Source organism: Algoriphagus sp. 4150, assembly GCF_031457395.1.
In the GTDB taxonomy this organism is placed as follows: Bacteria; Bacteroidota; Bacteroidia; order Cytophagales; family Cyclobacteriaceae; genus Algoriphagus.
Genome location: NZ_JAVDWS010000004.1, coordinates 40864 through 62081, shown reverse-complemented (window position 1 = coordinate 62081; position 21218 = coordinate 40864). Strand labels below are relative to the sequence as shown.

General features: G+C 43.2%; 21 protein-coding genes and 1 pseudogene. 7 read left to right on the top strand and 15 right to left on the bottom strand.

What is annotated here, in order from left to right; translation table 11 throughout:
• Positions 1 to 310 precede the first annotated feature (310 nt).
• The 3 genes from J2X69_RS08000 (at position 311) to J2X69_RS07990 (ending at position 5301) form a co-directional block, all read left to right on the top strand.
• Positions 311 to 3460: a PVC-type heme-binding CxxCH protein gene (locus tag J2X69_RS08000; RefSeq protein WP_310101214.1), complete on the top strand. Its 3150-nt coding sequence runs from the start codon at positions 311 to 313 to the stop codon at positions 3458 to 3460.
• 256 nt (positions 3461 to 3716) lie between these two features.
• A complete protein-coding gene (locus tag J2X69_RS07995) occupies positions 3717 to 4847 on the top strand; it encodes a VCBS repeat-containing protein (protein ID WP_310101210.1) in 1131 nt (376 codons plus the stop codon).
• 118 nt (positions 4848 to 4965) lie between these two features.
• On the top strand, positions 4966 to 5301 hold the full coding sequence (locus J2X69_RS07990) for a HopJ type III effector protein (protein WP_310101206.1): 336 nt from the start codon (positions 4966 to 4968) through the stop codon (positions 5299 to 5301).
• Between the two features lie 54 nt (positions 5302 to 5355).
• Here J2X69_RS07990 and J2X69_RS07985 read toward each other — a convergent pair whose 3' ends face one another.
• The 7 genes from J2X69_RS07985 to J2X69_RS07955 form a co-directional block, all read right to left on the bottom strand.
• Positions 5356 to 6891, bottom strand: a complete 1536-nt coding sequence (locus tag J2X69_RS07985) for a DUF1593 domain-containing protein (protein WP_310101203.1) — start codon at positions 6889 to 6891, stop codon at positions 5356 to 5358.
• A gap of 65 nt (positions 6892 to 6956) precedes the next feature.
• On the bottom strand, positions 6957 to 8264 hold the full coding sequence (locus J2X69_RS07980; protein WP_310101200.1) for a DUF58 domain-containing protein: 1308 nt from the start codon (positions 8262 to 8264) through the stop codon (positions 6957 to 6959).
• Positions 8265 to 8292: 28 nt separating this feature from the next.
• Positions 8293 to 9282 carry a MoxR family ATPase gene (locus J2X69_RS07975; RefSeq protein WP_310101197.1) on the bottom strand — a complete coding sequence of 330 codons (990 nt, stop codon included), beginning with the start codon at positions 9280 to 9282 and terminating at the stop codon, positions 8293 to 8295.
• Positions 9254 to 10480, bottom strand: coding sequence for a DUF4350 domain-containing protein (locus J2X69_RS07970; RefSeq protein WP_310101194.1), 1227 nt, complete (start codon positions 10478 to 10480; stop codon positions 9254 to 9256). The genes J2X69_RS07975 and J2X69_RS07970 overlap by 29 nt, the downstream gene beginning before the upstream one ends.
• Positions 10477 to 11229, bottom strand: coding sequence for a DUF4129 domain-containing protein (locus J2X69_RS07965; protein WP_310101191.1), 753 nt, complete (start codon positions 11227 to 11229; stop codon positions 10477 to 10479). Before J2X69_RS07965 ends, J2X69_RS07970 begins: the two co-directional genes overlap by 4 nt.
• On the bottom strand, positions 11222 to 12052 hold the full coding sequence (locus tag J2X69_RS07960) for a hypothetical protein (RefSeq protein WP_310101188.1): 831 nt from the start codon (positions 12050 to 12052) through the stop codon (positions 11222 to 11224). Before J2X69_RS07960 ends, J2X69_RS07965 begins: the two co-directional genes overlap by 8 nt.
• A complete protein-coding gene (locus J2X69_RS07955; protein ID WP_310101186.1) occupies positions 12034 to 13008 on the bottom strand; it encodes a stage II sporulation protein M in 975 nt (324 codons plus the stop codon). Before J2X69_RS07955 ends, J2X69_RS07960 begins: the two co-directional genes overlap by 19 nt.
• 209 nt (positions 13009 to 13217) lie before the next feature.
• On the opposite strand from J2X69_RS07955, the gene J2X69_RS07950 reads away from it, so the two are divergent.
• The 4 genes from J2X69_RS07950 (at position 13218) to J2X69_RS07935 (ending at position 15942) form a co-directional block, all read left to right on the top strand.
• Complete coding sequence (locus tag J2X69_RS07950; protein ID WP_310101183.1) at positions 13218 to 13991, top strand: RDD family protein; 774 nt, start codon at positions 13218 to 13220, stop codon at positions 13989 to 13991.
• A gap of 369 nt (positions 13992 to 14360) precedes the next feature.
• Positions 14361 to 14570, top strand: a complete 210-nt coding sequence (locus J2X69_RS07945) for a helix-turn-helix domain-containing protein (RefSeq protein WP_310101180.1) — start codon at positions 14361 to 14363, stop codon at positions 14568 to 14570.
• Positions 14571 to 14573: 3 nt separating this feature from the next.
• Positions 14574 to 14900: a HipA N-terminal domain-containing protein gene (locus J2X69_RS07940; protein ID WP_310101178.1), complete on the top strand. Its 327-nt coding sequence runs from the start codon at positions 14574 to 14576 to the stop codon at positions 14898 to 14900.
• On the top strand, positions 14893 to 15942 hold the full coding sequence (locus J2X69_RS07935) for a HipA domain-containing protein (RefSeq protein ID WP_310101175.1): 1050 nt from the start codon (positions 14893 to 14895) through the stop codon (positions 15940 to 15942). Before J2X69_RS07940 ends, J2X69_RS07935 begins: the two co-directional genes overlap by 8 nt.
• A gap of 19 nt (positions 15943 to 15961) precedes the next feature.
• On the opposite strand, the pseudogene J2X69_RS07930 reads toward J2X69_RS07935, so the two are convergent.
• The 8 genes and pseudogenes from J2X69_RS07930 to J2X69_RS07895 form a co-directional block, all read right to left on the bottom strand.
• Positions 15962 to 16093 (bottom strand): annotated as a pseudogene (locus tag J2X69_RS07930) (YdeI/OmpD-associated family protein); the annotation flags it as partial.
• A gap of 149 nt (positions 16094 to 16242) precedes the next feature.
• On the bottom strand, positions 16243 to 16821 hold the full coding sequence (locus J2X69_RS07925; RefSeq protein ID WP_310101173.1) for a YdeI family protein: 579 nt from the start codon (positions 16819 to 16821) through the stop codon (positions 16243 to 16245).
• A gap of 1 nt (position 16822) precedes the next feature.
• Complete coding sequence (locus J2X69_RS07920) at positions 16823 to 17869, bottom strand: serine hydrolase domain-containing protein (RefSeq protein WP_310101170.1); 1047 nt, start codon at positions 17867 to 17869, stop codon at positions 16823 to 16825.
• 79 nt (positions 17870 to 17948) lie between these two features.
• Positions 17949 to 18392 (bottom strand): GNAT family N-acetyltransferase, encoded by a 444-nt coding sequence (locus tag J2X69_RS07915; RefSeq protein WP_310101167.1) that lies wholly within the window; start codon positions 18390 to 18392, stop codon positions 17949 to 17951.
• Positions 18382 to 18819 carry a GNAT family N-acetyltransferase gene (locus J2X69_RS07910; RefSeq protein ID WP_310101164.1) on the bottom strand — a complete coding sequence of 146 codons (438 nt, stop codon included), beginning with the start codon at positions 18817 to 18819 and terminating at the stop codon, positions 18382 to 18384. The genes J2X69_RS07915 and J2X69_RS07910 overlap by 11 nt, the downstream gene beginning before the upstream one ends.
• Before the next feature lie 20 nt (positions 18820 to 18839).
• Positions 18840 to 19616: a DUF3050 domain-containing protein gene (locus J2X69_RS07905; RefSeq protein WP_310101161.1), complete on the bottom strand. Its 777-nt coding sequence runs from the start codon at positions 19614 to 19616 to the stop codon at positions 18840 to 18842.
• A 126-nt stretch (positions 19617 to 19742) separates the two neighbouring features.
• Entirely contained in the window at positions 19743 to 20090 is a 348-nt protein-coding gene (locus J2X69_RS07900) for a VOC family protein (RefSeq protein ID WP_310101159.1), read from the bottom strand.
• A 138-nt stretch (positions 20091 to 20228) separates the two neighbouring features.
• The gene (locus J2X69_RS07895; RefSeq protein ID WP_310101156.1) at positions 20229 to 21143 is read right to left on the bottom strand and encodes a helix-turn-helix transcriptional regulator; all 915 of its coding nucleotides are present in this window, start codon (positions 21141 to 21143) and stop codon (positions 20229 to 20231) included.
• Positions 21144 to 21218 lie beyond the last annotated feature (75 nt).

The following is a 21218-nucleotide window of genomic DNA, read 5'->3' as shown; positions in this document are numbered from 1 at the left end:
GGGGATAAAAATGTACTTGGAAATAGGTTTTCGACTTCTTGCTTACGGCAAATTAGGTGCTAAATCTAATGAACTTGGACTTTTACCCTATAGGAAGCAGGTGGATGGAAACTCTTCCAGACTGCGTCCTCTGCGAACACCCCTGTGTCCACCGTGGTTAAAAACATTTCATATAAACTGAGTAAGCAAATCAACCAATACCCTTTTCGGTAAAAATAAACTTTGTTCTTCTACAAAAAGAACATAATATCATTGTCGGAATTTGCCATATTCCGCTTCACACTAAAAAAGTGACAACCATTTGTAACCCATGCTTAAAAAACATCCCTTCCCACTCTTTCTCCTACTTATTCTGGGAGTTCTCACAGTTCAATGCAGCCAAAAAGAGACCGTTGAATTAAAGCCCAACGCCCGAATTGCTCTTATTGGAAACAATCTGGGGTCTAGAATGATGGATTATGGAAGCTTCGAAACAGAGATGCAACTCAGAAATCCTGACAAAAACCTATACATCAGAAATCTTTCAGATCCCGGAGACACTCCCGGCTTTAGACCTAGATCCGGAACCAACGATCCTTGGGCATTTCCGGGCGCGGAAGCTTTTCAGGATGAATATGCCACTCCTTCAGGCAGCGAAGGTCATCTGGAAAAACCTGACGAATGGCTGACCAGACTACAAGCAGACATTATTATTTCGTTCTTTGGGTACAATGAATCATTTCAGGGAGTAGACGGGCTGGAAAATTACAAGGCAGAACTTGATGCGTTCATCAAGCATACGCTGCGCCAGAAATACCACGACACACTTTCTCCCAAATTAGTCATCGTCTCTCCCATTGCTTTCGAGGACTTGTCCGAAAAGATAGATGTGCCTAACGGAAAAACAGAAAATGAAAACCTAAATCTCTACACGGTAGCCATGCGGGAAATTGCAGCAAAAAACCGGGTGATGTTTGTGGATGCATATACTCCAAGCAAGCAATGGTATCTGGAAACGGATGAAGACCTGACCATCGATGGTTCGCAATTGAATGAGGCGGGATATCAGAAACTGGCCGTGCTGCTGGCAGATGAGATTTTCGGGAAGCAAAAAATCAAAAATGAAGCGAATAGGGCATTGGTTCATGAGGCTGTGCAGGAGAAAAACTGGTTTTGGAGAAATGACTACAAAATACCAAACGGTGTTCACGTCTTTGGCAGAAGATACGATCCTTTCGGACCCGACAATTACCCTTTTGAATTGGAAAAAATCCGTGAGTTGACTGCAATCAGAGATACTGCAATCTGGATGGCGAATAAGGGAGAAAAGAAAGATCTTGTGGCTGCCGATGCCAAAACGAAGAAACTCCCGGAAGTGGAAACCAACTACAATCCGGAGCAAAACGGAAGTTTGGAATATCTATACGGAGAAGAAGCCTTAGCCAAGTTAAAAGTAGCTCCCGGATATAAAATCGAGCTTTTCGCCTCCGAAGAGGACTGGCCAAATCTGGCAAATCCCGTTCAGCTTTCATTTGACAACAAAGGACGGCTTTGGGTGGCCACCATGCCAAGCTACCCACATTACAAGCCGGGAGATTCCAGACCGGCAGATAAGCTGTTGATCTATGAAGACACCAACAATGACGGCAAAGCAGATAAGGAAACGGTTTTTGCAGATGACCTTCATATACCTGTGGGATTTGAATTGGCTCCGGAAGGGGTGTATGTGTCTCAGGGAAACAACCTAATCATTCTCTACGACGACAATAATGATGATAAAGCCGATCGCAAGGAGATCTTACTAAGCGGGTTTGACGATCATGACACACATCATGCGATTTCAGCTTTTACCACAGATGAATCCGGAGCGATTTATATGGCAGAGGGGGTATTCCTTCATAGTAACGTGGAAACTTCCTATGGGACTGTCCGTGCGACAAATGGCGGTTTTTACAGATACACACCAAGCAGGCATAAGCTGGAGCGCGTAGCTCAGGTAAGTATTCCAAACCCTTGGGGGATAGCTTTTGATGAGTGGGGACAGAACTTCTATGCAGAAACTTCCGGACCGAATGTAAACTGGATGCAACCGGGATCCGTCTTGCCGCGCTATGGAAATGCCACAAACAAAGGTGCAAACCTTATTCAAAAAGATCATTTGGTAAGACCGACTTCCGGCTTGGAATTTATCTCAAGTAGACATTTCCCTGACGATGTGCAGGGCGATATGATCATCAACAATACCATTGGGTTTCTTGGGACTAAGCAGCACCAAATGATAGATGAGGAAATCGGATTTTCGACCAAATGGAGACAGGATCTGCTTACATCCACAGACAGGAATTTCCGTCCTGTAGATATGGAAATTGCACCTGACGGTTCCTTGTACGTGGTAGATTGGCACAATATCCTGATCGGTCACATGCAGCATAATGCCCGCGATCCTCTGCGGGATCATCAGCATGGAAGAATTTATAGAATCACCTATCCATCCAGACCATTGGTGACTCCGGCTAAAATCGACGGAGCAAGCATTTCGGAGTTGATGGAAAATCTAAAACTACCCGAGTATAGAACCCGCTACAGAACACGCAGGGAACTACGTGGAAGGGATCAAACCGAAGTTTCGGAAGCTGTGGCCGATTGGGCAAGCAAGCTGGATAAGAATGATCCAAGATATGAACATCACCTCTTGGAAGCACTATGGGTAAGCTGGGGCATCAATAAGGTAAATCAGGATCTGCTGAAGCAGCTACTAAAAGCCCAAGATTACCGGGCCAGGGCAGCTGCAGTGAGAGTCCTTCGCTACACAGGCCATCAGGTATCCAATCAAAAAGAGTTGATGACTGAAGCTATAAAAGATGAAAACGGACGTGTACGTCTTGAAGCGATAGTAGCGGCATCCTGGATGCCGCGCGTAGAAGGACTTCAAGTTTTATCGGTCGCGGAAGGTACGGAGATGGAAGAGTGGATTACTCCTGCTTATGAAGCTGCGGTGGCACATATTTCCGGCGTTTCTGTGAAAGAGAAAAAAGAAGAAGACGTCAAATCCTCACTGACTGGCTCAGATAGAGAGCTTTTTGTGCTGGGTAAAGAAATCTACGCACGAGAAGGCTTCTGCAGCACTTGTCACCAGCCGGATGGACAAGGACTCACAGCATCTGGATTTCCGCCACTTTCAGGTACCCCTTGGGTGACCGGCAGTGAAGAGCGATTGATAAAACTGGTATTGAAAGGGATGATGGGACCTATAACCGTACTAGGAAAAGACTATCCGGGACAGGTGCCAATGACACCTTTTGAGGGTATGTTGAACGACTCCGAAGTGGCGGCCGTTTTGACGTTCGTGAGAAATTCCTTTGGAAATTCCGCTTCGGCTGTCTCTCCGGATCTGGTGAAGAAAGTAAGGGAAGAAGTCAAGGACCACACGGGATTCTTCCAACCGGCCGAATTGCTGAAAGCACATCCGATGGAGAAGTAGTGGTCAGTTGGTCAGTGGTTAGTGGTCAGTGGTCAGTGGTCAGTGGTCAGTGGTCAGTCAAAAAGTTTGGTTACGAGGTTTCAGTTCCATTGACGGTTAATGGTTAACCCTTAATCCTTTAACCTCAAACAACCGGATTGCCGCGCTCGTACCTCGCTCGCAATGACGTATCCTTTAACCTTTAACGACAATCCCGTTAGTACAATTGGAGTTCCATATAACTCATCCGCCTAAGATTAAAACAAGAGCCGACCCTATGACTTTACTTAACTATGTATTGCCTCTAATGATCTCCCTTCCTTTAATCGCTTCGGCGCAGGAAACCACCGTCAAATTCAGGAAGCAGGTAATCGCTTTCGAAAGCACGGAATCTGTCGGAGTATTTGATGTAGACAATGACGGCACATTGGATTTGGTATCGGGTAGCTATTGGTATAAAGGCCCAAAATTCCTCGACCGCTTTTTGATCGGTCAGGTGAAGCGCTACGGAGAATACTACGAGGACTTCTCCACCATTCCCATGGATGTAAATGAGGATGGGAAAATGGATTTTATCACCGGAGGATGGTTTGAAGGCACATTAGTCTGGAAAGAGAATCCCGGTGATGGCAGTGAATGGAAAAACCATGAGATCGCCCAAACAGGAAATATTGAAACGACGAGAGGATTCGATATTGATGGGGATGGCGCATTGGAGATTGTTCCAAATACTCCCGGAAAAGCACTCGCCTACTATAAGAAGACGGGGCCAAATCAATTCGAAAAATTCCCGGTCCATGATACGCAAGGCCATGGATTGGGCTTCGGCGACATCAATGGAGATGGACGGGGCGATCTGATTATTTCCGACGGCTGGCTAGAGGCCCCTGCAGACCTAAAAACAGGAAAATGGATTCACCATGCCGATTTTGAGTTGGGCGATGCAAGTATCCCGATGATCGTCGCAGATGTGAATGAAGATGGATTGAATGACCTAATCGTCGGTCAGGCACATGGATTCGGATTATTTTGGCTGGAGCAAAAGAAGGATGGAAATAAAATCAGCTTCATAAAACATGAAATAGATCCATTCCAATCCCAATACCACACGATGGAATGGGTGGATATAGACAATGACGGTCAAAATGAACTGGTCACCGGCAAGCGCTATCGGGCACATAACGGGAAAGATCCGGGTGGAAAAGATTATGCAGGTTTATATTATTTCAAATGGAACGGAACTTCATTTACCAAAAATATAATCAGCTATGGACCACTTGGCGAAGGCAAAGGATCCGGGCTTTATTTTTCGATTGCGGATCTAAACGAGGATGGCTGGAAAGATATCGTGGTAGCGGGAAAAGATGGATTGGTGGTTTTTGAGAATCTGGGCAGGCCTGAGAATTAAAAAACTCCCACTACGGCGCAAAGGCGCAATTTTTATTCTATAACTTGGATTCATGGAACGGAAGAGACTAAAAGATTTTTTCCGGAAAATCCCCATCTTGCGTTTAAATTTAAATTTTATGAATCTTTTAGACCAGATCAAAAACGCCCCCGCAACCATTTCTTTTTCTGAAGTGATTGCTCACATAGATGCCCTCTACGAATTTACTCCCACCCGATTTTTGAATGGAACAACAGTAAACGAGGCAGGGCAAAACAACGGCAGCTGTAAGGTCTTTTTCTTTGCAAAGCTCCATGACTTAACTCCGACAGAGACTTTGACACTTTTTGGAGACTATTACCGAAAAGATGTCTTACAAAATCCCGATGGAACGGATCACCAAAATATCCGGAATTTCATGCAGTCAGGTTGGGAAGGGGTCAAATTTGAAGGAGAGGCTTTAAGGTTAAGGTGATTGAATTCTTTGAGCACCCGCAAATGTGCCAGAATTTTACAATTTTCCAATCTTTCAATCAACCTCAATCACAAACCGCTGATACCTCGTCATTGGGTGAACACCGTTGTCTTTGACTTCAGCGATTACGTGAAGTAGACCTTTTCCACTCTGGTTAAGCTGAACCTGAACCGTATTCCCTTCGGGTATTAATTTCGCTTCGCCGGCATAACTTCCTACTTCCTTGTATATCCAAAATAGGATTTCCAACCCATCTCCATCCGGATCGGAAGTTTCCACAGAAAGGGTTATACGTTCACCTGCCTTTGCCGAAGGCAAATGTGTTCCGACCGCTTTCACCACGGGAGGATGATTTGCATCAGCATAATCCATCACACACCAATCTGCCCGTGCTGCAAAATCCTTCTGGATAGCCTCCACCCAGCGAATCTGTGGATAGGTAGCATCTAGGGTGTCGGTAAAAGGATTGAAATCCATGACTCCTTCCCCGTCTTCCCAGCGGTTGGGTTGCTCGGCAGATTGGGCGAGTCGCCCTCCCCAGCCTCCCCATTGGGGATTGTCCAAATTATCCAAACCCACATCGATAAGATGAAGATATGCAGGTGAATCTCCTTCGGAAATAAAATCATACATTCCAAAAGTTCCCCACTGCGCATTTTGAAGTTTCGTGGGATCTCCGTGAATATGTTCATCATCCCCTTCTTGCTTTTGTCCATCGCCATAGCTGTAATAGTGCTTTAGCAATGGGCCATGGTTGTTTATAATTTCATTTCCCATGAAATCCCCTTCAAAAAGGTAATGCTGCGGCTCAGGCACAGCACTTTTCCACGGATAAGCAAAGCACCAAAACTGATTGGAATTATAGAAAATCTTTAGATCCGGCCAGTTGGGAGCTATGTACTTTCGGTAGGTAGCATCCTGATCCAGAATCGCATATAGTATTGCTTTGTCCGTCACTTTCTTGTACACGCTTTTCCACTCGTCAGTGTCCTTATAATCATCCTCAATTGATTTCAGAGCACGGGCAATGGTATTTGTACCGCCCCAAACCTGCAAGTAAAGAGGCTCGATATCATCATCCAGCAGCTTGGATTTTATGAAATCCGACCCTTCAGTATCCTCTTCCATCTCTCCTTCGAAATCAATATTCCCAACTTTTACCAAACTTCTCAAATGATCAGCTGTAGGAAAACCATCAGCATGCTGACTTAACTTTGGATAAATTTCCTCATACGAATCCAACAGTGGATTCATCCACTCCACTCCCGGCCAACGCAAATCAGGAATAGCTCCATACATTTTTTTGGTCATTTCCATCTCCGAAGTGAAAAGCGTCCCTTTCCCGTCACCTTTGTAATGCCACATGGAAGAGGAATAAATCAAGCCTTCTATCTGAAATTCATTGGCATAAAGGAGCATGCGGATAAAAGAATCCACATCGTCAATCTCTCCATCAGTGGTAACGATTGTCCTTGGCTTCTTGGAATCCTCAGCAGTTTCTTTGACTGTTTCTGTTTTAGTAGGTTGGCAAGAGAAAAATGTCAGCGTCAGGAAGATTGCCGGTAGAAGGGACTTCGGTGGAATGCGCATAGGTTATTGGGGTTGAGCCGGTAAAATAATAAAATAGAGGTATAGAACCACCTAAAACCAGACTTTCAAATCAACCCTTTGGCCTTTATCTCCATGTATTTATTAATGGTCTGCATGCTCAGCTCCTGAGGGGCACAGAGGATCGTCTGTATCCCATGCCGATTCAGTTCCTTGGCGATAAGCCTTTTGTCATAAATAAACTTGGCAGCAATGGTTTTCTCTACTATTCCCGAAAGAGTATCGGCAGGCTGGACCGAGAATTCCTCGAGCAGGTGATTTTCAAAAATCACAACCAAGACCAAATGGTGCTTGGCCAACGCTTTGAGAAACGGTAACTGACGCCTCATGGCTCCTGCATGTTCAAAATTGGTATAAATCATCAACAAACATTTTTGACCCAGCTTTTTTCTTGCCCAGCTGTACAGCTTGCCAAAATCCGATTCGGGAAAACCCGTCTTAATATTATACAGCAATTCCATCACTGACAGAAGCTGGGTAGGCCGGTGGTTGGCTTCACAGGCGGGGCCTATCTGATTTGAAAAAGTAGCCAATCCGGCTTTATCCCCGTTTTTAAGTGCTATGTTGGAAAAAACCAAACTGCTGTTGATCGCGTAGTCCAGTAAGCTGAGCCCTTCGAAAGGCATTTTCATCACCCGTCCCAAATCGATGATGGAATACACCGGCTGGGATTTTTCTTCCTGGTAGTGATTGGTCATCAATTTCCCCGATTTGGCAGCAGCTTTCCAATTGAGATTGCGAAGGTCATCTCCTGTGACATAAGGTTTGATTTGCTCGAATTCCCTACTTTGCCCAAACCTCCGAAGCTTTTTAAGCCCATGCTCCCGCTTCAGTGCATTGAAAGCCAAAAACTCATATCGCCTCATTTGCAAAAAGGACGGATATACCTTGACCATCTGGCTGTCATCAAAACTGTAACGCTTGGCAACAAGCCCCAAAGGTCCATAAGCAACTACGTGAAGGCTTCCGAATCGGTATTCCCCCCGTTGCTTAGGAGTGAGGACATAAGAGCTTATCCGGGTTTCACCTGAAGCTAAACTTGCAAAATACCCAAAATCCCGCTTTTGAAACTGTTCCGGTATTTCATCCAGAACAAAAAGCCGAAGAGGAAAGCTGTACCGGTTGGCGAGTGTAATTTCTACTTCGTTTTCATCACTGTTGGAAAACTTCTCTGGAAGCTCCCTTTTACCCAAGACCCCTTCCCTTTTCCCGAAAATCAATAAAAAATCCACCACAAACAACACCAACAGCATGGCTGCTAAAAACAGGGCAATGGGGTACAACACCCAAAACCAATAGGACAAGAAAAAGACCACGGCTATTAGCGCCAGTCCGGTATATAGTCTTTTTCCCAAAAACAACTGTCTAAACAAACCAACCAACTCAGCGGGGGATTTCGATGGATTGAATGATTCCTTCCAGAATCAAATCAGGAGAAATACCTTCCATTTCCTTTTCCGGATTAAGGATGATACGGTGCCGCATAGCTGGAATTGCCGCTCTTTTGATATCCTCCGGAATAACAAAGTCCCTCCCATCCATCGCTGCCAAAGCCTGAGACGCACGGAAAATCGCCAAAGATGCCCGAGGTGAAGCACCCGCGTACAGGCTGGGATGATTTCGTGTTTTGACCACCATAGTGGCGATGTAGTGGAGCAACTTTTCTTCAACCCTTACGGAGGAGGTCCATTCCTGAAACTGAAGAACTTCCTCTCCCGAAATGGCAGGAACTACGGTTGGTTCACTTTCTGTTTCGGATCCCCTGTTTTTGAGGATCATAATTTCCTCCTCAAGGTTAGGCAATCCAAGGTGGATTTTGAACAGAAATCTGTCCATTTGTGCCTCTGGCAAGCGGTAAGTCCCCTCCGAATCAATGGGATTTTGTGTGGCCAACACCATAAATGGCGCAGCCATCGGATAAGTGTGTCCATCCATTGTCACCTGACGCTCCTCCATCACCTCAAACATCGCCGATTGGGTCTTGGCAGGAGCACGGTTGATCTCATCAATCAGGACTATATTGGAAAAGATGGGGCCTTTTCTGAATTCAAATTCTCCGGAATTAAAAATAGAAGTACCCAATACATCCGCAGGCATCAGGTCAGGAGTAAACTGAATCCGGCTGAATCCGGTATCAACTGACTTGGCAAACAGTTTACTAGTTAGGGTTTTTGCAATGCCGGGAACACCTTCCAGAAGGATATGCCCTTTGCTGAGTAAGGCCACGATCATGAGCTCAATCATTTCATTCTGGCCCACGATCGTTTTTTTGATTTCCCCGCGGATTTTCTCTATTCCCTCTGCTATATGTTCCACCGGTAAGCGGTTCCCGAAGGGCATGCCGCTATCCTGCGGGTCGGAGATTTCTTCCATGCTGTAGTTTTAATTTAAAGTCTTCAATTAAGTGATATAGCTGCAAAATATCTTCAGAACCCAGCAGCTTTTTTGCTTCCAATACGCTCAGCTGCCTGACCAAAGCCCGGGTATGATCCGGATGAACTCCGCTTTTGTTGGCCAATGAAACGGCAATTTCCTCCTGACTCTCCCCTGTCTGCAAGTGGAACGTTCTTCTGCAATAATCCCAAAACAGCTTAAGTTGGAGCTGCCCCAGCTCTGTCATATCCTTGCGGTTGAGGTAAATGGAGGAGATTGTTTTGGCAAATTCCAGAGATTGGTTTTGGGGAGGTGTGATGATTCTAATGGCTTTTTGCCTGCGTTTCCCCTCAAATACCACCCAAAGAACCAGTAAAATCCAGCAGGTAAAATACGCAGCTTTCAGGTAAGGATTGCCCAGTACTAAATACAAAGGTGAAGAAGGCGCAACCTTGCCTTCTTTGATGTAGTGATCCAGCAGAACGGGGTAATTCAAATCCCAAGTTCCCAAAACCTGTTCTGTATAGGATTTATTGGTTTTGTCCAAGAGAAAATAATTGGAAAAAGCCTCCGGAAAAGCGTGGAGTGTAACTAGTCCTTTTCCTTCCCTGAGTTGGATAAAATTTGGTTGCGCCCCTACAGTGTCCAGATTACTTTCGGCCCTGATCTTTCCCAATGTTTGTACTTGCACAGAATCTCCCCATTGGAAATACTCTCCAAAATGAAATTGATCGTAGGTGATGGAATGGGACAAGTCCATAGGTGCTTCCAAACTCAAGGCAAAAAGCCGCTCCGCTTCAAAATTTTCAGGAAAAATATCCTCACTGAGTCCAAGGCTATCCAGTAACACAGTAGATATGCTTGAGGACGACACAAACAAATGACCGCCACTACGCACCCAATCCAACAATAGCTCACATTCGTCGGGATCTGTAGAGAAATACTGATTAATAATCACATAAGTAGCTACTTCCGGCATTTCTCCAATCGCCTCGAATGGCGGTGTGTGAATAGCTCTCCAATCTCCTGATTCCTTTTTCACCAGATCATAGAATACTTTGGCCCCCAAAGGGCTACTGTCGTGCTGCTCGTAACTGGGCGACCAGTCCACAGCAGGAGGGCTGGAATGGATCAGCAAAAGCACTCCCAAAATCAGTAAGGAGAGCAGCATCAGCAGAATCTTTTGGCCTTTACTCATGACAGCTGGTCTAGATTGCTAAAAGCTCCTTCCAGCTCCCCGTAAGTGGTGGCATCTAAGTCAAAATGCCCATACCAAACGAAGTTATAGATTCTGGTCACTTCGGTGAAAGGTGCAAGAAATGGGGTTTCCTCCAGTTCCTTTTGGTAGTCAAAGTTAGTTTTAGAAGATTTCCACACGATCAGTTTGCGCCGGATAAGATGCTGTAATACCGAGAGGTAACGGTATCTCAAGGCAAGTCGGAAGTCCTGATTTCTCAGTGCTTCCTCTTCAAGTTCTTTTAGATTATCACTTTTGAGCAGAGCTTCGTCCGCACTCAGAGAAGACAGCGCGGTTTTACCATCTTGGCTAGCACCTGAGCTGTATTTCATGGCGAGCCAGACGAGCAGGCTCATCAGCATCAAGAGCAAGAGGTAAGGTGCCAATTGAAAAAACACCTGCCAAAAACCGGAAAGAGCTGATCCTCCCCAGATTCTTTCCAAAAACCTGTTCCACGCATTAGTAAACCACAATTTCACCCGGTGTAGCCAGTTTTTCTCCTGCCGGATTTCCTCATAATCGTATTCCGCCTGAGAAAGATAGGCATCGGCATACCCCTCCTCAAATGACCAAGCCTTGTGATAGGTAAAACTTGGTGAATCCAATCTTGTACCCATGCTGTCTTGGGCATGCAGAATATCCTGCTTAGCCAGCACCGGCCGGTATTGGAATAAAAAAAACAGAAGAGCTATCAGTCCTATTCTAGCCAAGATCCTCAAGTTTCGCCTTAATTCCGGTTCTGTTTTTTTCCTCATCCAGATCAAAATAAATCAGGCCAAAGGCTACCACCATAACTATAGAAATCAGATTACTGGCAGCAGAACCCAAAGTAGCCAGAAGCAAATAGATAAAGTCCCCTGAGAGTTCTTCATTCCCGCCAACCACAGAAAAGAATGTCTTAGTACCTAGATAAACTGTGCCCGGAAGTTGAAATACGAAAGAAATAATTCCTATCACAATGAACAACACCAAAAGAGTCCCGAAAGTAACCCACCAATAACCCGATACCAATTTGAATGCCGCACGGATACTGTCAATTTTCCCTATTCCCAGAAAGCAAAACACCGGAAAGACCATGGATACAGGCACTATAAAATAAATCCCGGGAATAATGAAAAACATAAATCCAAGAATCATAAGCAAATAGCACATTACTGAGAGTAATACCAGATGCCCAATTTTTGCACGGGCATTCTGTATGACAACTTCCTCCTGTACGTTTCCCTTGGTCTCTATATAGTTCTGCATAAAAGCATAAATCGCAGCAGATACAGAAGCATAAAAAAGCATACTGCCGAGAAGCATCAGGAGAAGCACTACAAAAAAGTATAATGGATCGGTAGTAACCCAGAGTGCTATATTGCCATACTGGTAAAGCCCGGATAGCAGCACTGTCAGCACAAAGAATACAGCCGACGTCTTTAAAAGAATATTCCAAAGCAGAGTGCTGTTGATTCTAATAAAAGTGAACGAATCCGAAAGAATAGTTCCTAATTCCCGCTTGGTTCTTAATTCTAGGTAGGGCTGCTGCATAGGGTATATTTTTTGTGTAGTTGGATAGGTAAATAAACATAATAAAATAAGATCAGAGTCAAAGAACCCGAGATAATCAGTATACTGAGTGCATCAGGCATTTGGGTAAGTCGGGTGACAAAAGATTCCAAAAAGCCCGCAATCACAAAGAATGGGATTGTGCTGATTAGAATTTTTGCACCATCTTTCATCCCGCGACGAAAGGAATGAAGACGGCTGAATGTTCCGGGGAAAAGTATTCCATTGCCCAAAACCAAACCCGCACACCCGGCAATGACGATTACTGAGATCTCTATTGTCCCATGAATCCAGATCGTACGTGCGGACTCCCAAAGTAAGCCTTTCGCATGGAAAAAATATTGGAATGAACCCAACATTACCCCATTATACATAAGTACGAGCAGTGTCCCGACTCCAAGGAAAATTCCCGCTACGAAAGCGATAATGGCTACCCGGATGTTATTGACAGTAATACCCATAAACATATCCATCCGGTTCATTTTTTTATATACAGCCATCGGGTCGCCGGATTCGATATTGGTCAGCGTTTGGTTGACGTAGCCGTCGCCCAGAATGGAGCGTACAAAAGAAATGTCGGTTTGCGCAGAATAGGTGCCCATCAGCACAAACAGGGCAAATACAAAGAAAGAGATAGCTAGCTGGGGAAGGTATTTGTAAAACATCAATGGAAAATCCTTTGCATAAAAATCTATTACTCCTTTGACGCCCATCTTTTTGTCACGATAGACCTCACGATGATACTGGGAGGCTAAGTGATTGAGGTAGACAATAGCTTTCCCTTCCGGATAGAAAGTCCTGGCATAGTTGAGATCATCCGAAATCTCCAAGTACAAGTCTGCTAAATCAGATGGGGGAAGCTCAGTTTTATTGGATAAATGCTGTTCCAAACTGCTCCACTTCGTCTGATTTTTCTTGATAAAAAGTGATTCTCTCATTAATTTATTTAATTATCCGCAATCATGCCAGTAGCCTCATTTTCTTTGGTACAATGGCAGGAAGACCGATGACAGAAGACCCAAGTGGCCTCGACGCTAGTGTCTTCCAAATCCTATAATGCTTAAGGCTCTTTACTGGCAGAAAGCAGATATACATATTAAATAAAATAGGATACACCTAAAACTATTAAATTATTTTATTATATGACATGAGATGGGTATTTTTCCTGATAACTTTATTTCAAGAGCAGAACAGCACACAGAAGATGGAAGGAATTTATTTCGAAACTGCCCAGCACATCCAAATCAGACAGCGTCCGGCAACTTTGGGATCCAGAATAATGGCACAGCTGGTCGATGCCTTTGTCATGGGAATCTACGTCGTCTTGGTTTCGATCACCGTTTTTGGAATTATGAAGGTAGAAGGTAATTCAGTGGCCGTGATTACCTTGTTTGTTTTACCTTTTCTGATGTATCATCTGCTGTTTGAGATATTCATGAATGGCCAGTCGATAGGAAAGTTCGCCATGGAGATCCGGGTAGTTCAGCTTGATGGAACCAAGGCTACAGTGAGCAGTTATCTGATTCGGTGGTTACTCCGGCCCGTGGATATCACAATCAGCTCTGGGGGAATTGCTGTCTTGAGCATACTTATGGGAGGTAAAGGCCAAAGACTTGGCGATATAGCTGCCGGGACGACCGTCATTTCCCTAAAACAGGAAGCTATAAAACGCGAGGATCTGTTGACCCAGGTTAAAGCCGATCACGAGCCAAAATATCCCCAGGTAGTCAATTTGAACGATTCTCAAATCATGAAGATCAAAAATATAAGGCTGGAAGCCCTAAAATCCCATGATTTTGAATTGATCAACAAATTGGCCGAAAAAACAAGCAAAATGCTTCAGGTCAGCTATGAGACAAAACCTCTTGCGTTTATTGATCAGCTTATTCTGGACTATGAATATTTCGCCCAAAAAGAATAATCGCTATCTACTTCCTACTCGATACCCCTCCATCAGGAAAAGACAATGCTTGGGGATTAATTAGCCAATTACACATGAACCCGGTCTCTATCAGTTTACAAGCTACAATTCCTTGACTTATCCGTTTTGAAAAATAACCCATTCTCTCAGCAAGCTTTTCCTGAGTCATTCCAAGATACTTTCTCCTTTCTTTGAGAAAAGTCGCTAATGGATTCATTCTATATCACGGCATCATAACCACATTATATTGTGATATATGGAACCAAAAATAAAGAAAACTTGACTTTCCTTCTTAGGAATCATACTATAGTATGATTTCCATCTCTTCCTGTCTAAATATCTCTTATATTTACAAAAAATCACATTATAATGACAATTGAAGAAATTGGAAGTGTAATTAAGGAAAGGAGACAGTTATTGGGCCTTATACAACCCGACCTGGCAGAAATGGCTCAGATAAGCATCAATACGCTTTATAAAATCGAGCGTGGTGAGGCAAACCCATCCGTGAAAGTGTTAAATAAGCTGGCAGAAGTTCTGGGATTAGAATTATCTATCGTTGTGAAAAAATTATTTTAAGCAATGAATAGCGCAAGAGTACTCCGAAATGGTGAGTTGGTAGGAACACTCACAAAATTAAAAAAAGGAATCTACACCTTTACTTATGAGGATATCTGGTTTAAAGATCCAATGAAACCGGCCGTTAGCCTTACCCTACCAAAATCAGCAAAAGAATATTCTTCTGACCACCTCTTCCCCTTCTTCTTCAATATGCTCTCAGAAGGTGTGAACCTTAAGTTACAGGCAAGGCAATACCAAGTTGACGAAGAAGACTTCTTTTCCCTTCTACTACTTACTGCAAATTCTGATACTATAGGGGCTATTACCATCGAACCTATCAATGACTAACTCAACTTACATTAAAGAACTTGTGAACTGCCCAGGCACTCTTGCCGAAGGTTACCAGACTTATAGCCCGGTCTGCCTTAGGCAACTTTTCAATGGCAAGAAGACATCTCATATTCTTCCTTATGAGAGCCACAATCCAAGCGAGGATGAAGAACTCGCAAAACTTATAGCCAATCGGAAAAGAATATCTATATCAGGAGTTCAAGAAAAGCTATCAGTGCTATGGGACAAGGGCCAAATTAGATTAACCTCAGCGGGAGAACAAGGGACTTACATACTTAAACCTATTCCAAGGGATTTGGACAAAATTGATCAGGTACCGGCGAATGAACATTTGACCATGCAGATAGCCAAGCAAGTGTATAAACTCAAGGTCTCCGAGAACGCTATGATATTTTTCAGGAACGGAGAACCAGCCTATATCACCAAACGATTTGATATTGATTCTGTGACATCAAAAAAATGGGGGAAGGAAGACTTTGCTACCCTTGCAGGTAAAACGAAAGAAACTGATGGCAATGAATTTAAATACAACTACAGCTATGAAGGAATAGCCGTGTTAATTAAAAAATATGTTGCCGCCTACCCAGTTGCACTCGAAGAATTTTTCAAGCTCGTGACATTCAATTTTCTTTTCTCAAATGGAGATGCTCACCTGAAGAACTTCAGTTTATTAGAAACACCACAAGGCGACTACCAACTGAGCCCAGCCTATGATTTGGTGAATACAAGGATTCATGTCAAAGATCCTGAATTAGCTCTAAAAGACGGTTTGTTTGCCGATGGCTATTACACTAAAAGTAATGAGGCCAATGGTTTTCATGCCTATGATGATTTCTTTGAATTCGGAATAAAGATCGGTTTATTAGCATCGAGAGTAAGCAGGATTCTAAATGAGCTATCAACCCATAATCCAGAAGTAGAATCCATGATCCAGCGAAGTTTTCTTAGTAAGGATGTGAAAGGGATTTACAAAAGTACCTATTTGGATAGATTAAAATTGCTGAATTACTCCTTTCTGAAATTAAAAAAGGGAAGTTGAAACGTACCGGTAAAACCAATTAATCATTCAACCCTTTTCCGTCAAGAATCTGTGGGATAAATTTCTCTACTCTCGCTTCACGGGTTTTGGCTTGCTTGGGTGCAGCAAAATGCAAGAGATATCCCCGCTGCCTCCCCGGTGTCAGTGCTTCAAAAGCACTTTTTCGCCGACGTGAGTGTCATCACTCACGTTTCTAGCCTTTCCGTTATTCTTTGGGATTTGCTATTGCTTTGACTGCTAGTAATGCCATTCGTGAGACACGAACGGCTGCAGTAAAGAAAGCCTTTACTGGTAAAATCATTAATCATTCAATCCCTTTCCGGCAAGAATCTGCGGAATCAGCTTCTCTATTCTCGCTTCTCTAGTTTTGGCTTGTTTAGCAGCGGAAAAACGTAGGAGATATCCACGCTGTCGGCCAGGAGTCAATGCTTCAAAAGCAGCTTTCAAATCTGCATTTTCATCTAATTTCACCTGAAATTCCTCCGGAACAGGGTATTCCTTTGTCTTTTTCAATGCTACTTTCAACCCCGCTTTTTCTACTTCAATAGCCTCGTAAATATAGCTTTTCAATAGAGACTTCGTTTCTACGATTTCATTCACATCAGTAAATCGGATCTGTCGAGCCGACTGTACATTCTCTGTTTGTTGGATCAAAATACCCTCTGCATCCTGAAGCAAAGCACCTTTATGAAACAACAGTGCACAGTATTCCTTGAAGCCGTGAATCAGCACCACATTACTGCCCTGGAATGTATAGCAGGGCACTCCCCATTTCAATTCTTCAGTCAGTCCACAGTCTAAAAGCAGTGTTCTCAATTGCCTGTATTCCTTCTGCCACTGAGTGGCCTTATCGAAAAAAAAGTCAACGGCATTATTCATTTTATTTAGCGTGGTTTTGGGTTGGTAGGCTTTCTTCCTTTACTACTTCCATTAATTGGGTATGTATTTTAAAAGTCTTTTTGATATCATCCAAGTGTTTTGGCGCATTTTCTAATACTATTATACTCAAGTCAGTCTCAGGGTAATAATAACATGCGGAAGCAAAGCCGGGCGCATATCCCAAGGCTCCAATTTGAATATTTTCTTCTCCCAAGTTAAAAAGTAAACCGTAACCATATTCTATTTGTCCAAAAATGGGATGGATTCTTGTCGCATACCGTGTTTTCATCAATTCCAAGCTTTCTTTTCCTACCAATCTGCCAGAATACAGCAGGTAATTCCATCTACTCAGATCCTCTGCATTTGAGATAAATGCACCTGCAGCCACATGATTCACCAAACTGTTTGTCGCATACTCCAATATCCCATTTTCTGATTCTTCATATCCTTTCACTAGGGATTTGTATTGCTTATTCTCCGGATGAACTGTGTTGGACAAACCGCTTTCCAGAAAAAGCTGAGTTGATAGCTCCTCAAATGAATTCCCGGTTATGTTTTCGAGAATTCTTGCCAACAATTCGTAGCCCAACTGGGAATAGTTGAACTGGGAACCTTGCTCAAATTCCAATGGCTGATTCACATCCACTATCCCATGGGTGTGCGTCAGCAAGTGATGAATCGTCACACGTTTAGACCAGCTTTGGTCGATCGAAGGCAGATACTTCCCGATTTCATCGTTCAGGTTAAGCTTTCCTTTCTCATATTCCCGAAGTACCATTACGGCAGTTATCTGCTTACTTATTGATCCGATGACAAATTGATCGTCTTTTTCCATCAGTACGCTATCTTCGAAATTTGAGTAGCCTTTAGCCTTATGGAAAACAGCCTCGTTGCCCACAGTTAAAAGTACGACACCATTAAAGTTGCTACCCTGAACTATAGAGTCAATTTTTGATGCCAATGCGGAATAATACTGCTTTTCGCCCTGCCCTTTTGAAAAGAAGGAAATTAAAAAAAGCAGGATAAAAAGCGGGAAGTGGATTTTCATTTAGAAAATAAATTTATTGTCGGAAATATTTCCAATAGCTTAGATAAAAACAATTTTAGATACTGATAACGGGATCATTCTATACGGCCAACTTCATATGCAAAATCGGATATGGTTTTCCGGTACCATCTAATTCGGATCTGCCAATGATCTTAAACCCATTTTTGAGATAAAATTCCAGCGCTTTCGGATTTTGCTCATTGACATCCACTTTGCTGACTTGCAGTGTAGAGATCGCATTCATCAATAAGGCTTTTCCAATTCCTTTTCCCGCCTGATCAGGATGGACAAAGAGCATTTCCAGATTACCTTCTGCCACTCCGCTAAAGCCCAAAATCTCACTGGAATCAGCCCGTACACAGTTCAGGGCGACTGCTTTTAAATACTCATTCAAAATCAATGGCTTGAAAAACACGATATCTTCTTCCTGAAGAAAATCGTGTGTGGCCCGCACGGAGGCTTCCCAAAGTTCTACGACTTCAGGGTATTCGGCTAGGTTAATTTCGGTAATTTTATACTTCATAGACTTTGGGGTTGTGCCGCTCCATATAGAAGTCAGGGTTGGCAAGTTTGGTAAAACCATATTTTTCATAGAGCCAAGGAGCAGTATTCGTCAGAAGAATCCAGCGTCTCAGATTTTGCAGTTCTCCATGTGAAGTAATGCTCTCCATCAGCCACTTGCTCAGGCCAAGCCCACGGTATTTGTCGAGGATAAAAACATCACCCAAATAGGCTATGGTTGCAAAATCAGAAATCACCTTGGCATAACCGATCTGCTCTTTCCCATGATAGACACCAAAGTTTAGACAATTTTCTATGGATTTGTTTACTGTCTCAAATGTTATCCCGTTAGCCCATCCCGACTCGGTACTTAAAAAACGGTGGATAAGTGTTCTGTCCAATTTCCCCTTATCCGTTGAGATGAGGTAGTCATTCTTTCGTAATTCCATTTGTAGTATATTCTGAAAACCTAAACCAATTCCTGCTTGACGAGTTGCTCAGCAATGCAATCCCACAGCGAGATTCTTTGCTGAAGTGCCTGCTTGGCGATTTGCAGGGTTTCTTCCCACTTTTGCTCATCATCGCCGCAGAGTTCGGAGATCATTTTGAGTGACAAAGGACCGTGCTCATCCCCGTCCAACTCAATGTGCCGCTCCAGATAATACCGCAGTTTATTGTACTGTACATTCTCTGCATCCGCCTGCTTCAGGATAGCAATAAACATATCCGGAATCAAATCCTCCCTACCGAATGTAAATGCAGAGGCTATCAAATGCGGTTTTTGGCTGGCAATAACCTGAAAGGAAAACTTCACAAAAGCTTCCACATTTCGATCTACTTCAATGTGGCTAAATGCTTCATCAATTGATTTCCCTTGCTGTATCAGCCGGACAAAACCCGAAATCTGATCGGTATCGGCACCGATCTGATCCATGGCATCCAGATACATTTCGTAGTGGCTTTTGGGCTCACCGAGTTCATTGATATCGCTCTCCTCCCCATGGACAATCTCATTGATAAAACGTGCCAGTGTAGGGTTTGGGCTTGGAGTCCAAGGGATCTGCACATTGGTCAGTCGGACTTGAAGTGCTTTCAGCAACGACATAAAATCCCAGACGGCAAAGGCATGATTCTCCATAAAAAGTCGGATATCGTCTAGATTTCGAAGTTTTTTGTAAAGTGAATGATGTTTTAATTCCTCTCTCAATCCGGAGATCTCCTGCTCAATATGTACTATTCTATCCATGTTGGTTTAATCTTGCGTGTTTCGGCTCTACAGAAAATTTGATTTGGCATCAGACCATACGAACCAATCCTTTTATTCGGATGCAAAACTGATAAAATTCGGGAAGAATTTATCCCTTTCCACCTATTAAACCTCTGCCCAAACCGCAAGTTCATTTCCGGATGGATCAAGAAAATGGAATCTACGTCCGCCCGGGAAAGAAAAAATGTCGGTCGAAATCTTCCCGTTTGCCTTGATTACCTCGTTTTTTGCATGTTCCAAGTCATGGTGATATAACACAATCAAAGCTCCATTTACTATCTCCTCATTTATCTTCTCAAAGCCACCTTCTATCCCACTCTCAGAAAAAGCAGTATAATTTGGTCCATAATCTGTAAAATTCCAGCCAAAAACCTGTGTATAAAACTTCTTGATTTCAACAAGGTCTTTTGCTTTGAACTCTATGTAATTGATATGATTGTCGGTACTGCTCATCAGAAAAATGGGTTAAGATTATTTTGTTACTACACATTATCATGCTAAACTAGCTCGTTACAAAGATTAGTTGAATATTCTAAATATTTTCAATGAATTCAGAACCTTTGTTTCGATTTATTTCTAAGGGCTAAGCCACTAATTAAACGATTGCCGAAAAGCCAGTGGAGAAAGATTGGTTTTACTTTTGAATAATTTACTAAACGACTGGGGATGCTCAAAACCCAGTTCATAAGCAATCTCGCTGACCGACAACGCTGTGGTGGAAAGTCGCTCTTTTGCTTTCTCGATCAGCTTTTCATGGATGTGGTTTTGGGTGCTTTGTCCTGTGAAAGACTTTAGAGAATTGCTCAGATAATTGGGAGAGACATTTAGTGAATCCGCCACAAACTGTACTGAGGGCAATCCTTCATTTTCACTGCTGAAAAAATTCTCCAGCACTTCTTCCAGCCGAATAAGCAAGGCATGATTTTCTATTTTCCGTGTGATAAACTGACGCTCATAGAAGCGTTCGGCATAATTAAGCAGCAGTTCGATCTGAGCGATAATGATGTTCTGGCTGAACTTGTCAATGTTAGCCTGATATTCCTGCTGAATAGTTCCCAGTAGACTGGCGATGGTCTGTTCCTCCCTTTCAGATAGAAAAAGTGCTTCCGTAAGGGAATAATCAAAAAAACCGTACAGCTTTATTTTCTTTGCCAGAGCGGAACCCCACAGAAAATCAGGATGAACCAGCAAGATCCATCCTGATTGTTTTTCTTTTGAAGAACTTTCCACGTACTCGATGTTCAATATCTGATTCGGAGCAAAGAAAGACATTAATCCCTCATCAAAATCATATTCAGACTGCCCATACCTATATTTACCCAGAACACCCTTTTTGAGCGAAATAGAATAATAGGACTGTAACCAGCTCACTTTGTCATGCTCAGGTAAATGCACCATGGTGCTATAATCCACCAAACTGATCAAAGGATGCAACGGCGGACGCAAGCCTCTCACCTTGTGAAACTCCGATATAGAATCGACTTTATAGATTTTATTGCTCTTCATAATTCAAAGATTGATTAAAGAAAGATTTTCAACCCACAACCCCGATCCTTTGCCCATGGACAAAGAACACAAGCC

Bases quoted from the DNA above. Each gene is read 5' to 3' on its own strand.
- J2X69_RS08000 (WP_310101214.1), top strand. From the start codon at position 311: ATGCTTAAAAAACATCCCTTCCCACTCTTTCTCCTACTTATTCTGGGA.
- J2X69_RS07995 (WP_310101210.1), top strand. From the start codon at position 3,717: ATGACTTTACTTAACTATGTATTGCCTCTAATGATCTCCCTTCCTTTA.
- J2X69_RS07990 (WP_310101206.1), top strand. From the start codon at position 4,966: ATGAATCTTTTAGACCAGATCAAAAACGCCCCCGCAACCATTTCTTTT.
- J2X69_RS07985 (WP_310101203.1), bottom strand. From the start codon at position 6,891: ATGCGCATTCCACCGAAGTCCCTTCTACCGGCAATCTTCCTGACGCTG.
- J2X69_RS07975 (WP_310101197.1), bottom strand. From the start codon at position 9,282: ATGGAAGAAATCTCCGACCCGCAGGATAGCGGCATGCCCTTCGGGAAC.
- J2X69_RS07970 (WP_310101194.1), bottom strand. From the start codon at position 10,480: ATGAGTAAAGGCCAAAAGATTCTGCTGATGCTGCTCTCCTTACTGATT.
- J2X69_RS07960 (WP_310101188.1), bottom strand. From the start codon at position 12,052: ATGCAGCAGCCCTACCTAGAATTAAGAACCAAGCGGGAATTAGGAACT.
- J2X69_RS07955 (WP_310101186.1), bottom strand. From the start codon at position 13,008: ATGAGAGAATCACTTTTTATCAAGAAAAATCAGACGAAGTGGAGCAGT.
- J2X69_RS07950 (WP_310101183.1), top strand. From the start codon at position 13,218: ATGAGATGGGTATTTTTCCTGATAACTTTATTTCAAGAGCAGAACAGC.
- J2X69_RS07945 (WP_310101180.1), top strand. From the start codon at position 14,361: ATGACAATTGAAGAAATTGGAAGTGTAATTAAGGAAAGGAGACAGTTA.
- J2X69_RS07940 (WP_310101178.1), top strand. From the start codon at position 14,574: ATGAATAGCGCAAGAGTACTCCGAAATGGTGAGTTGGTAGGAACACTC.
- J2X69_RS07935 (WP_310101175.1), top strand. From the start codon at position 14,893: ATGACTAACTCAACTTACATTAAAGAACTTGTGAACTGCCCAGGCACT.
- J2X69_RS07925 (WP_310101173.1), bottom strand. From the start codon at position 16,821: ATGAATAATGCCGTTGACTTTTTTTTCGATAAGGCCACTCAGTGGCAG.
- J2X69_RS07920 (WP_310101170.1), bottom strand. From the start codon at position 17,869: ATGAAAATCCACTTCCCGCTTTTTATCCTGCTTTTTTTAATTTCCTTC.
- J2X69_RS07915 (WP_310101167.1), bottom strand. From the start codon at position 18,392: ATGAAGTATAAAATTACCGAAATTAACCTAGCCGAATACCCTGAAGTC.
- J2X69_RS07910 (WP_310101164.1), bottom strand. From the start codon at position 18,819: ATGGAATTACGAAAGAATGACTACCTCATCTCAACGGATAAGGGGAAA.
- J2X69_RS07905 (WP_310101161.1), bottom strand. From the start codon at position 19,616: ATGGATAGAATAGTACATATTGAGCAGGAGATCTCCGGATTGAGAGAG.
- J2X69_RS07900 (WP_310101159.1), bottom strand. From the start codon at position 20,090: ATGAGCAGTACCGACAATCATATCAATTACATAGAGTTCAAAGCAAAA.
- J2X69_RS07895 (WP_310101156.1), bottom strand. From the start codon at position 21,143: ATGAAGAGCAATAAAATCTATAAAGTCGATTCTATATCGGAGTTTCAC.